Origin of the sequence: Tabrizicola sp. (assembly GCF_031377265.1) — a bacterium.
Classification (GTDB): domain Bacteria; phylum Pseudomonadota; class Alphaproteobacteria; order Rhodobacterales; family Rhodobacteraceae; genus JAUYQR01.
In genome coordinates this window covers 25,060-36,091 of sequence record NZ_JANMET010000218.1, presented here as the reverse complement: position 1 = coordinate 36,091, position 11,032 = coordinate 25,060, and the positions used below count along the sequence as shown (strand labels likewise).

The following is an 11,032-nucleotide window of genomic DNA, read 5'->3' as shown; positions in this document are numbered from 1 at the left end:
ACCTGGGCAAGGTCGATGTCAACCAGCGTCACGCCAGGTTCGGTGCCGCCGTCAGCTATAATCTCGCCCCAGGGCGCCACTGCGAGCGAATGCCCGTGCGTCCGGCGGCCCTTGCCCTTAGCCTCAGGGTGAAAACCGGTTTGCGCGGGGGCCAGAACGAAGCATCCTGTTTCGATCGCGCGCGCGCGGACCAGCGTTTCCCAATGCGCGGCACCGGTGATGTGGTTGAACGCCGCCGGGATGGTCAGAATCTCTGCCCCGGCCTGCGCGAGGCGGCGGTACAGCGATGCAAACCGCAAGTCATAGCAAACCGACAAACCGATTCTGGCAAAGCCTGCGTCGTGCAGGACGGCGATGTTGCCCGGGCGGTAGCCTTGGCTTTCGCGATAGACCTCGGTGTCAGACACATTGACGTCGAACATATGGATCTTGTCGTACCGCGCCACGACGTTGCCATCCGGCGACAGCAACAGCGACCGGTTGCCAAACCGGCCGTCTGCATCCTGCGTCAAAAGCCCGAGAGAACCGACCAAAAGCCAGATGCCATGCGACCTGGCCGCATCCTGCATCGCGGCCAGAGTGTCATCCTGATCTTCGTGGTGGAAAACACTGCGCTGATGATCACGGCTGGATGACAGGCAGTTGGTCATTTCGGGCGTCAGAACAAAGTCCGCTCCCGCCTCAACGGCCTGCCGCACAAAGTCAAGCGTGGTCGGCAGATTTGCGGCTGGGTCGTCTGACACATTCAGTTGGACGAGGGCTGCCCGCATTATCCGGCCAATAGCGGGTCAAGTTTGCCCGCATGATCCAATGCATGCAGGTCATCGCAGCCACCGATGTGGGTTGCGCCAATGAAAATCTGGGGCACGGTGCGTCGCCCACCCGCGCGCTGCATCATCGTTGTGCGCAACGACGGGTCGTTGCTGACGTCAATTTCGCGATAGGGGACAGCCTTCTTGTCCAGCAACCGCTTGGCGGCGATGCAGTAGGGGCAGAAGGGTGTCGTGAAGACTTCGACGGGTTTCATGGTTCGGGTCCTGTGGGTCGACCCTGAGTATACGGTCTCAGGCGTCTTTCGCAACGCGAGCCAGACTGAGAACTGAAACCGACGCTGCGCCTGCCGAAAAAAGTGCCTCTGTTGCAGCGGCAAAGGTAGCGCCAGAGGTCATCACGTCGTCGACCAACAGGATATCGCGCTGTTGCACGCGTTTACTGTGCCGAGGATTCACGGCTATGGCGTCGATCATGCTTGCAAACCGCGCGTCCCGGGTTCGGCCTTCCTGACTGCCGGTGTATCTTCGCCGCAGCAACGCGTCGGGGCAGTTTTCCAAACCCGCCAGCTTGGCAACCGCCGCAGACAGGATGGCGGCCTGGTTGTACTTGCGTCGCAGCAGCCTGAACCAATGCAACGGAACCGGTACAACAAGCATGTTCGGGCGCATCATTGGTTGCGCGGCCTTCAGCAGCCATGCCGCCGCTGGGCGCGCCAGATCCATCCTGTCCCCATGTTTCAGCGCCAAAACCATATGACGGGCATTATCCTTATAGACCAAGGCACTTCGACCCTGGCTCCATGGCCGGGCGATCGTCATGCAATCGTCGCACAGCACGCGGTGGGCCGCTTCCTCGCCCGGCAGCGGCACACCGCACAAGTCGCAGACAAGACCCGCAATGAACGTTGTTTCACGCCAGCAATCGCCGCACAGGCCAAAGTCTGAAATCACCGGCGCTGCACAACTGATGCATTGCGGCGGGTAGATCACCTGCAGAGCGCCTTGCAATCCCATCCTGTCCTCCTAAAGTCCGCCTCATGCAATCGCCGCCAATCCTGACAGACCGTTCAACCCTTGTGCGTCACCGGAACAGGGCGATTTCGCACCCCAGCCACGCCGACGCGATGTTCCTGCATCAGGCTGCAATCGCCGATGTTCAGGAAAGACTGATCGAGGTTAACAGAACCTTTACGAAACCGGCCGTGGTGACCGGGTTTCCGGATTTGTGGCGAAACGTCATGCCGAACGCCCTTATCGTGCCGGATGACGAGGTGCTTGCGCTTGAACCGGGGGCCCATGATCTGGTCGTTCACGCGATGGGCCTGCACTGGGCCAACGACCCGTTGGGGCAGATGGTGCAATGCCGGCGCGCCTTGCAGCCTGACGGGCTGTTCCTTGGCGCGCTTCTGGGCGGCAGGACGTTGCACGAATTGCGCACGAGCCTGGCCGAAGCGGAAACCGCCGTGACGGGTGGTTTGTCACCAAGGGTGCTGCCGATGGCCGAGATACGCGATTTGGGTGGGCTATTGCAGCGCGCCGGTTTTGCCCTGCCGGTGGCGGACGGCTTCGTGCAGATGGCAACCTACAAATCCGTTTTCGACCTGTTTGCCGATCTGCGGGCAATGGGCGAAACCAACGCGCTTGCCGGACGCTTGAAGCATGCAACCCGCCGGGCGATCTTTACCGAAGCCGTGGCGATTTACGCAGCCACGCAGGGCCAGGCGGACGACAGGATTGCCGCAACGTTTGAGGTGATCTTTCTGACCGGCTGGGCACAGCATGACAGCCAGCAAACCCCGCTTCGTCCCGGATCGGCCAAGCACCGGCTTGCCGATGCCTTGAAAGTGCCGGAACAACCATTGCCCAAGGACTGTTGACCCCGACCGATAAGCCTATATGTCCCCCGATAGGAAATTCCGGGAACCGAAGCGATGCTTGATGCCAAGACAGGGCAGACCTCTACACCCGCCGATCAAAGCGCCGACCCCACGCTGATCCAACCGGGACAGGGACGTCTGGCGCATGCGCCAGCCGACCATCCACCCGTTCGCCGACCGCGTATCGGCGTCCTTTTGGCCAACCTCGGCACGCCTGACAATTATGATTACTGGTCGATGCGCCGCTATCTGAACGAGTTTCTCTCGGACAAGCGTGTAGTCGACTATGCCAGTTGGAAATGGCAGCCACTGCTGCAGCTGATCATCCTGACCAAACGGCCGTTTTCTTCGGGCGCCAACTACAAGCTGATCTGGAACCATGACCGCAACGAAAGCCCGCTTCTGACCATTACCAAGGATCAGACAGCGGCAATCGCAAAATCCATCGCAGACCGGCATGGCGCCGACGTGATCGTCGATTTTTGCATGCGCTATGGCAACCCTTCGACTGATTCTAAGGTGCGCGCGATGGTCGAGGCGGGATGCGAGAAGGTCCTCTTCTTTCCACTATATCCGCACTATGCCGGTGCGACCTCCGCCACGGCAAATGACCAGTTCTTCCGGGCCCTGATGAAGGAAAAACGCCAGCCCGCCGTGCGCACAGTGCCGGAGTACTTTGCGCACCCGCTGTACATCGAGGCTCTGGCGAAATCCGTCACCGATGCCTATGCGGCACTCGATCAAAAGCCCGACGTTCTGGTCGCCAGTTATCATGGAATGCCAAAGCGTTACTTGATGCAGGGCGATCCCTACCATTGCCAGTGCGCCAAAACTTCACGGCTGCTGCGCGAAAAGCTAGGCTGGGAGAAGGGGTCGATCGACACCACCTTCCAATCGGTCTTCGGCCCGGAAGAATGGCTGAAGCCCTATACGGTAGAGCATGTTGCGGAACTGGCACGGCAGGGCAAGAAGCGCATCGCAGTCATGGCCCCGGCGTTTTCGGCCGACTGCATCGAGACGCTGGAAGAGATCAATGGCGAGATCCGCGAGGCATTCGAACATGCAGGCGGAGAATCCTTCACCTATATTCCCTGCCTGAACGACAGCCCGGCGCATATTGATGCCCTTGTCGCCATCATTGAAGAGAATCTTGCAGGCTGGCTGCGCTAGGCACCGGAAATGAAAAAGGCGGCAGATCTCTCTGCCGCCCTTTCCTGAAAGGATCCTAAGATCAGTTCGAAGCAGCAGCTGCAATCACGAGGAGCAGCAGCAGCGGAACAATGATACCGCCAGCCGACGACGAGGTCGCAGCTGCAACGACTTCTGGCTCCATCACAGGCTCAGCCATGCCGCCAGCGAAGGAAGTGGTAGCAACAGCGGTCATTGCGGCTGCGAGTGCAAGTTTCTTCATGTTAACCTCCAGTTATAGCGTGCCGACAAATTTTTCAGAGGCGGCGGCACGCACCCAAGCAAATCCTCATCATTTGGTCTAATCAGCCAATCAGAAAGAATGCAATTGAAGAAGAAGGAATCTTTCAGTCAGGGCTTGAGATTCGTCAAATAAGCAACACTTGTGTGCCCACAACGGCCATTCCGAACAGTTCCTCGATGTGTTCGTTGTACAGACCGATACACCCGTTCGACGATCTGCGGCCGATCTTGCGGGTGTCATGCGTGCCGTGGATTCGATAATATGTCCATGAAAGATACAGCGCCCGTGACCCAAGCGGGTTGTCAGGCGCGCCTCCTTCCACCACATCCGGCCACTCCGGATGCCGCTCCTTCATAGCGTCTGTCGGGCGCCACGTCGGGTTCACGACTTTCTGCACGACCTCGGTCTTGCCACGGCGTGTCAAGTCTTCAGACAGAGGAACCGAAGTTGGGTAAAGACGATAGATCGATTGATCTTCCGACCAATAGTGCAACGCACGCGACGTGATATCGACAAGGATCGCGCCACCGCGCGTGTTGTCGAAATAGTTCTGCCATTCTAGCATACGGAAACTGGATATGTTGTTGCGAATCGTGCTGGACGCCGGAGGGATGAATTCCGTGGAACCCTCTTGCGCAAAGGCCGGCAAGGCTGCAGCCGCAGCTGCACCGGCCGCGCCGGCAAGAATGGTGCGACGTGTCAAAGGTCCGTTTGCCATGGAGGTTTCTCCTGCTCTTTCTTTTCTCTGCGGCGTTGCATAGCGTTTTTGGATCGGACTCGCAAATCAAAGACCCGTTAGCATCCGCCGATCTGTCGAGTTACGTTTGAACCCAGCCACAGCTTTCGATAAGGAGAGGCCAAAGGGCCGCATCATGCGGTCCGTGGTCTGGTGATTCTGAATGAAAAGACGTGCCTTTGTTCTTCTTGGCTCAGCACTTGCACTGGCAGCCTGCGCATCAACGACAACCGGCCCGACGGTCGGATCGGATGGGCGCCCATTGCCGCGCGTCTATCCGATCACAGATGCCAATCGGGATGCGATCCCGTTTCACCTGCTGGACGCGGTCAACACCCTGCGCGCTGCGAAGAGCCTTCCGGCGCTGACATTTGACGCCCGGCTTAACGCCGCCGCGGCAACCCATTCGCGGGACATGTCAGTACAGAACCGCCCTTGGCACTTTGGATCGGACGGGTCATCGCCGCTTGTGCGGGTGCAGCGCGCCGGATTTACCGGGCGGCTGGTGGGCGAGCTGATCTCCGAAACCTACGAGACCGAGCTTGAGACCCTGTCGGCGTGGATGGCGCAGCCCGATACCCGTGGCGTTATCATGGATCCGACAGCCCGCACTTTGGGCTTTGCGTGGTTTCAGGAGCCGGGTGGCAAGATCTGGTGGACGCTGGTCACCGGCGCCTGATTCTGCCCTATGGCAGGATGAAGATCGGGGTACCCGGTTTGATCATCGAATAGACGATCTCCATCTGCTTGTCCGAAACAGCAATGCAGCCGGCGGTCCAATCGCGTCGGCTGACCTTTTGGTTCGGAGCGCCATGAATGAAGATGTCGCCGCCTGGCGGCTTGTTCGCGGCCTCAGCAAAGGCCAGGTCCGCCTCGTTCGGATATGAAATCCCCAGCGACAGATGGAACTCCGAGTTAGGATTCTTGTGGGTGATGAAATAGGCACCCTCCGGGGTCTTGCCATCGCCCTCGAACTGCTTGTGACCGGTCGGTGCGAAGCCAAGCGCCACGTCGTAGACCTTCAGCACCTTTTCATTGTGCAGAAGGTATATCTTCCGGTCGGTCTTGTGGACCTGAACGGAAGTAACTTCGGGACCGTTGTAGACGCGGAACTTCGATCCGCATGCAGCAAGACCGAATGCCATCACAAGGATGACGAATAGCCGCAAGAACCGCATTCCTGTTTCCGCCTGTACTCTTTTTTCTTTGAGATACTCAATTCTCGCGCTGCTGCCTAGCGGTCACATGGGCTACCTTGTTCACTGATCCGTCATGCGGTGCGGGAAAACCGGGCAACAAGCTCGACATGCGTCGACCAGCGAAACTGATCCACCACTTGGACCCAGTCGATCTGATAGCCTGCCAGCAGCAGAACCTTGGCGTCGCGCGCGAAGGTGACCGGGTTGCACGACACCATTGCAATCACCGGAATTCCCGATCTTGCCAGCCGATCCGTCTGTGCCTCGGCCCCGGCGCGGGGTGGGTCGATGACGGCACCAGTGACGCCTTTCATCTCATCAGGTTCCAGCGGGCGACGAAACAGGTCCCGGGTTTCGATGGTAACGCGGCGCAGGCCTTCTGTCTGGCGAACTGCTTTGTCCATCGCGGCAGTCATTGCAGCATCGCCTTCGACTGCATGAACCTCGGTGGTTTCGGCCAAGGGCAGGGCGAAGGTGCCTGACCCGGCAAACAGATCAAGGATCCGTCTTTGCGGGCCAAGCGCAGCCCTGATGGCAGCCAGAAGTGCTGCCTCCCCCTCTGCCGTTGCTTGCAAAAAGCCGCCGGGCGGGGGTGTGACGACTGATCGGCCAAAGCGCTGCACCGGATTGGCGCGCAAGGCTACGGTTTCATCATCCCACGTCAGGCGGGAAAAGCGGTGCGTTTCGACAAGTCGGGCCATTTCCATGCGCAGCGTGCCATCCAGCGGTTTGCCGCCCGTGACGGCCACATCCACCCCGGCGGCAGACTGCGTGACAGTCAGCGACACTTCGGATGACCGCGAGCCGCCAAGCTTTACGATCGCTTCCAGACCGGGCACCGCAGCGATCAGATCGGAGTGCAGAAGTTTGCACTGCGGCACCGGGATCAGCACGTCAGAGCCGCGCGCATGAAACCCGACCAGCGCGCCACCCTTGGTGCGCCGCGACGAAAGCGTGGCCCGCCGTCGGGTTGCTGGCGGTGAGGTGATGATCGGCAGGAACGTCGCGGCCAGCCCTTGCCCGCTCAGTGCGGACTGCACAACCGCCAGCTTCCATTCGGCAACAAACGCGTCCGAGGCGTGCTGCAACTGGCAGCCGCCACAGCTTTTGGCGTGAGGGCAGGGCGGGCGCACGCGTGCCGTTGAAGGCGTGACGATGCGGATATCGACCAGTTTGTCGCCTTGCAGCGTGCCCTCCACCTCTTCGCCGGGCAGCACGCCAAGCGCAAACACCGGCCCGTCGGGCGACGTGATGATGCCGGCGCCCAGATGCCCAAGCCGATCAACTGTTGATTTCACTCTGCGGCTTCCATTTCGTCATCTGTGCCCAGGAACCCGCCGGACTGCCGGTCCCAGTAGCGGGCATAGAGACCGCCCTTGGCCAGAAGATCGGCGTGCGCGCCTTCTTCCACGATCCGGCCCTCGTCCATTACGATGATCCGGTCCATCGCCGCAATGGTCGAGAGCCGGTGCGCGATGGCAACAACCGTCTTGCCTTGCATCACACGCGTCAGCGCATCCTGGATGCTGGCTTCAACTTCTGAATCGAGCGCCGAGGTCGCCTCGTCCAGCACAAGGATCGGCGCGTCTTTCAGGAAAGCGCGGGCAAGGGCGATGCGCTGACGCTGGCCGCCCGAAAGCTTCACTCCCCTCTCGCCAAGGAATGCCTCATACCCGACATGGCCCTGATGATCCTTCAGACCAAGGATGAAGTCGTGCGCTTCCGCAGCCCGTGCTGCCGCGAAAAGCTGATCCTCTGTCGCCTCGGGTTTGCCGTACAGGATGTTGTCACGCGCCGTGCGGTTGAACATCGCGGTTTCCTGCGTGACCATACCGATCTGTCGGCGCAGCGATTCCTGGGTAACGGTCCGCACATCGATCCCATCGATCTGCACGCTGCCTTTTTCGGTGTCATAGAGCCGCAGCAGAAGCGAAACGAGCGTTGATTTACCCGCGCCTGAAGCGCCGACCACGCCGATCTTTTCGCCCGCACGAACCGTCAGTGACAGATTCTGGATTCCCCCTTTGCGACGTCCATAAGCGAAAGACACGTTATCCATCGTTATGGCGCCCGTGACGCGCGGCATATCTTGCGCACCAGTCGCGTCGGAAAGGGTGTAGGGCGGGGTCAACGTGCGGATGCCGTCTTCGACTTCGCCAAGGTTGCCAAAGATTGACATCAGCGAAAATGACACCCAACCGGTCATCTGCGCCAGCCGGAACGAGATGGCGCCGGCTGCCGCGATCTCGCCCGTTGTGGCCCCGCCATGTGACCAAAGCCAGACGGTTCCGCCCACCAAGAGCACTGGCAGCACACCCGCCAAAGCCATCAGCGCGAACCGGAACCACGATGAGATGATGCCATAAGCCACGGCTTTTTCGCGAAAGTCCTGCATTGCGGCAAGGGCAACGCGGTCTTCGTGTTCGGAATGCGCAAACAGCTTGACCGTCTTCATGTTGGTGACCGTGTCAACGATCTGCCCTGTCACCATCGCCCGTGCCGAAGCCCGCGCACCCGAGGCCGCGCGGATCCGCCGTAAAAAGCCTTTGATGAACAACAGATAAGCCGTCACCCACAACACAAGCAGGCCCGAAACCCGGTAGTCGATCGAGATCAGCAACGCTACCGACCCCACCACCGAGGCCAGCGCAAACGCAATGGTTTCGACCATCCCCGAAACCACATCCGTTGTCGCCCGCGCGACCTGCATCTGCTTTTGCGCGATCCGGCCAGCGAAATCGTTGTCAAAGAAGGTGACCGCCTGCCCGATGGTCCAACGATGCAAGCGCGACAGGATAAGCGGGAACAGGTTCGGCTCCACGGTCACCGATGTGGCTTGGGTGTTGATGCCAAAGACCACCGGGCGGATCACAAGGTAGAAGACTGTGAAAACCGTAAACAACAGCCAGTACTCACTGAACACCGTCGCCGGCGTTGCGGCGTTGGCCGCGTCGATCACGTGGCCGAGGATGACCGCCGAAACCGCCTCCATCGACCCGGCCACGGCTGACCAGAACCCAGCCCAAATCACCCCCGGCCAAGCGCCTTTCAGCGCCCAGGCAAAGAATGCGCGGATGGTCTGCGGCGGGTCATTGTCGGCCGGACTAAAGGGTTCGATGGTTGGGCCGATCATGGTGCTTCCTCAAGCCCGATGAAACCGCCGGACTGGCGGGCCCAGAACCGTGCATAAAGGCCGTTTTGGTGCAGCAAAGCGGTATGTGTGCCCTGTTCCGCGATAGCGCCGTCTTCCATAACGACGATCCTGTCCATCGCAGCGATGGTGGACAAACGGTGCGCGATGGCGATAACCGTCTTGCCCTGCATAACGCCGTAAAGCGCATCCTGAATTGCCGCCTCCGCCTCGCTGTCCAGCGCCGAAGTCGCCTCATCCAGAATGAGAATTGGCGCGTTCTTCAAGATCACCCGCGCCAGAGCCACGCGTTGCCGCTGGCCGCCAGAAAGCTTCACTCCGCGCTCGCCGACATGGGCATCATAGCCGGTGCGGCCCTCAGGATCTTGCAGCGTCAGGATGAACTCATGCGCCTCGGCCTGCTTGGCGGCCGCGATCATCTGATCGTCAGTGGCATCGGGAAAGCCGTACAGGATGTTGTCGCGCACCGAGCGGTGCAGAAGGCTGCTGTCTTGCTGCACCATCCCGATCTGACGGCGCAACGATTCCTGCGTCACACTGGCAATATCCTGACCGTCGATCACGATACGCCCGGATTCCGTGTCGTAGAACCGCAGCATCAGCTTCACGAGGGTGGATTTTCCAGCCCCGGACCGACCGACCACGCCAACTTTCTCACCGGGCTTTACGCTCAGCGAAAGGTTCTGCAACCCGCCAGTGCCCCGCCCGTAATGATGCGAGATGCTTTCGATCTCAATCCGCCCTTCCTTCAGCGCCATCTCCGGCGCACCCGATTGGTCGGTCAGACTGATCGGATAGGTGATCGTCTCCATCCCTTCCTGCACCACGCCCAGTGCCTGCACCAGCGCGGTAAACGCCCACATGATCCAATAAGTCATATTGTTCAGTCTAAGCACCAACGCGGTAGCGGCCGCCACAGTTCCAACCGTTGCAGCGCCTTGATACCAAAGCAAAATCGCCCAACCCGTGACCGACACGATCAGGAAACCGTTCAACGCGGTCAGCGCCAGATCCATCTTGGTAACGATCCGCATTTCCTTTTGAAAGGTGGTGCGGGCGTGTTCGATAGCCTCTTTGGCGTAGGCCAATTCCTTGTCGTGATGCGCAAACAGCTTTACCGAATGGATGTTGGTATAAGCATCCACCACCCGCCCAGTGACCGCAGACCGCGCGTCGCTGGACGCTTTGGAGGCAGGGCCGGCGCGCTTGATTGTCCAGTTCACCAGCCAGGCGTACAGTACAAACCAGATCAGCAGCGGCACCACCAAACGCAGGTCAGCTTCGGCCAGCATGATGGCCGCGCCCACCACCGTGACGCTGGCAAAGGCCATGGCATCAAAGGTCTGGAACACCGCATCACTGGCAGCCGGCGGGGTTTGCATGATGCGGTTGGCGATACGCCCGGCGAAATCGCTTTCGAACCAACCCACTGGTTGACGGATGACATGGGCGTGCGCGCGCCAGCGGATCATGGTGCCAAAGTTCGGCAAGATGGTGTTGTGCAGCAGCGCAACACTACCGACCAGCAGCATCGGCCGCAGGATCAGCACCGCCAACGCCACAAGAATCATCTCTGTGCCATGGCCTTCCCAAGCTTCGGCTGGCCCGGTGGTGGCCAAAAGGTCCACCAACCGCCCGACATACCAGATCAACGCAACGTCGGAAAACGCCGCCACAACCGACAAAACACCGGTGATTGCAAACACCCCCCGAAACGGGCGGATGTATTGCAGCAGAAAAGGCCAAAGCCGCCGGGGCGGCGTGTCAGTTTGCTCGTAAGGACCATAGGGGTCAACGAGGCCTTCGAAAAAGCGGAACAAAACAGAAGCCTCTTTGCGGGGTACACGCCTCATATAGACCCGTT

The 11,032-nt window shown here is 59.9% G+C and carries 12 protein-coding genes; 3 read left to right on the top strand and 9 right to left on the bottom strand.

Going from position 1 to position 11,032, the window contains the following annotated elements; translation table 11 throughout:
* The 3 genes from RMO18_RS13040 to RMO18_RS13030 form a co-directional block, all read right to left on the bottom strand.
* A partial coding sequence (locus tag RMO18_RS13040; protein WP_309666434.1) for a carbon-nitrogen hydrolase family protein occupies positions 1-770 on the bottom strand: 770 nt, incomplete at its 3' end.
* Positions 770-1,027 carry a glutaredoxin 3 gene (grxC, locus tag RMO18_RS13035; protein ID WP_309666433.1) on the bottom strand — a complete coding sequence of 86 codons (258 nt, stop codon included), beginning with the start codon at positions 1,025-1,027 and terminating at the stop codon, positions 770-772. The genes grxC and RMO18_RS13040, both read right to left, overlap by 1 nt.
* 37 nt (positions 1,028-1,064) lie before the next feature.
* Positions 1,065-1,787, bottom strand: a complete 723-nt coding sequence (locus RMO18_RS13030) for a ComF family protein (RefSeq protein WP_309666431.1) — start codon at positions 1,785-1,787, stop codon at positions 1,065-1,067.
* 23 nt (positions 1,788-1,810) lie between these two features.
* On the opposite strand from RMO18_RS13030, the gene RMO18_RS13025 reads away from it, so the two are divergent.
* Positions 1,811-2,650, top strand: a complete 840-nt coding sequence (locus tag RMO18_RS13025; RefSeq protein ID WP_309666430.1) for an SAM-dependent methyltransferase — start codon at positions 1,811-1,813, stop codon at positions 2,648-2,650.
* Between the two features lie 54 nt (positions 2,651-2,704).
* Positions 2,705-3,820 (top strand): ferrochelatase, encoded by a 1,116-nt coding sequence (gene hemH / locus RMO18_RS13020; RefSeq protein ID WP_309666429.1) that lies wholly within the window; start codon positions 2,705-2,707, stop codon positions 3,818-3,820.
* 61 nt (positions 3,821-3,881) lie between these two features.
* On the opposite strand, the gene RMO18_RS13015 is transcribed toward hemH, so the two are convergent.
* Together RMO18_RS13015 and RMO18_RS13010 are read right to left on the bottom strand one after the other, a co-directional pair.
* Positions 3,882-4,061: a hypothetical protein gene (locus RMO18_RS13015; RefSeq protein WP_309666428.1), complete on the bottom strand. Its 180-nt coding sequence runs from the start codon at positions 4,059-4,061 to the stop codon at positions 3,882-3,884.
* A gap of 145 nt (positions 4,062-4,206) precedes the next feature.
* Positions 4,207-4,800, bottom strand: coding sequence for a L,D-transpeptidase (locus RMO18_RS13010; protein WP_309666427.1), 594 nt, complete (start codon positions 4,798-4,800; stop codon positions 4,207-4,209).
* A 181-nt stretch (positions 4,801-4,981) separates the two neighbouring features.
* On the opposite strand from RMO18_RS13010, the gene RMO18_RS13005 reads away from it, so the two are divergent.
* Positions 4,982-5,497, top strand: coding sequence for a CAP domain-containing protein (locus RMO18_RS13005; protein ID WP_309666426.1), 516 nt, complete (start codon positions 4,982-4,984; stop codon positions 5,495-5,497).
* Between the two features lie 7 nt (positions 5,498-5,504).
* On the opposite strand, the gene RMO18_RS13000 is transcribed toward RMO18_RS13005, so the two are convergent.
* The 4 genes from RMO18_RS13000 to RMO18_RS12985 form a co-directional block, all read right to left on the bottom strand.
* Positions 5,505-5,996 carry a L,D-transpeptidase family protein gene (locus RMO18_RS13000; RefSeq protein ID WP_309666425.1) on the bottom strand — a complete coding sequence of 164 codons (492 nt, stop codon included), beginning with the start codon at positions 5,994-5,996 and terminating at the stop codon, positions 5,505-5,507.
* Positions 5,997-6,088: 92 nt separating this feature from the next.
* Complete coding sequence (locus tag RMO18_RS12995; RefSeq protein ID WP_309666424.1) at positions 6,089-7,315, bottom strand: class I SAM-dependent RNA methyltransferase; 1,227 nt, start codon at positions 7,313-7,315, stop codon at positions 6,089-6,091.
* Positions 7,312-9,150 carry an ABC transporter ATP-binding protein gene (locus RMO18_RS12990; protein ID WP_309666423.1) on the bottom strand — a complete coding sequence of 613 codons (1,839 nt, stop codon included), beginning with the start codon at positions 9,148-9,150 and terminating at the stop codon, positions 7,312-7,314. Before RMO18_RS12990 ends, RMO18_RS12995 begins: the two co-directional genes overlap by 4 nt.
* Complete coding sequence (locus RMO18_RS12985; RefSeq protein WP_309666435.1) at positions 9,147-10,988, bottom strand: ABC transporter ATP-binding protein; 1,842 nt, start codon at positions 10,986-10,988, stop codon at positions 9,147-9,149. The genes RMO18_RS12990 and RMO18_RS12985 overlap by 4 nt, the downstream gene beginning before the upstream one ends.
* Between the last annotated feature and the right edge of the window lie 44 nt (positions 10,989-11,032).

Excerpts from the sequence above, each read along its gene's own strand:
- grxC (WP_309666433.1), bottom strand. The coding sequence starts at position 1,027 with ATGAAACCCGTCGAAGTCTTCACGACACCCTTCTGCCCCTACTGCATC.
- RMO18_RS13030 (WP_309666431.1), bottom strand. The coding sequence starts at position 1,787 with ATGGGATTGCAAGGCGCTCTGCAGGTGATCTACCCGCCGCAATGCATC.
- RMO18_RS13025 (WP_309666430.1), top strand. The coding sequence starts at position 1,811 with ATGCAATCGCCGCCAATCCTGACAGACCGTTCAACCCTTGTGCGTCAC.
- hemH (WP_309666429.1), top strand. The coding sequence starts at position 2,705 with ATGCTTGATGCCAAGACAGGGCAGACCTCTACACCCGCCGATCAAAGC.
- RMO18_RS13015 (WP_309666428.1), bottom strand. The coding sequence starts at position 4,061 with ATGAAGAAACTTGCACTCGCAGCCGCAATGACCGCTGTTGCTACCACT.
- RMO18_RS13010 (WP_309666427.1), bottom strand. The coding sequence starts at position 4,800 with ATGGCAAACGGACCTTTGACACGTCGCACCATTCTTGCCGGCGCGGCC.
- RMO18_RS13005 (WP_309666426.1), top strand. The coding sequence starts at position 4,982 with ATGAAAAGACGTGCCTTTGTTCTTCTTGGCTCAGCACTTGCACTGGCA.
- RMO18_RS13000 (WP_309666425.1), bottom strand. The coding sequence starts at position 5,996 with ATGCGGTTCTTGCGGCTATTCGTCATCCTTGTGATGGCATTCGGTCTT.
- RMO18_RS12990 (WP_309666423.1), bottom strand. The coding sequence starts at position 9,150 with ATGATCGGCCCAACCATCGAACCCTTTAGTCCGGCCGACAATGACCCG.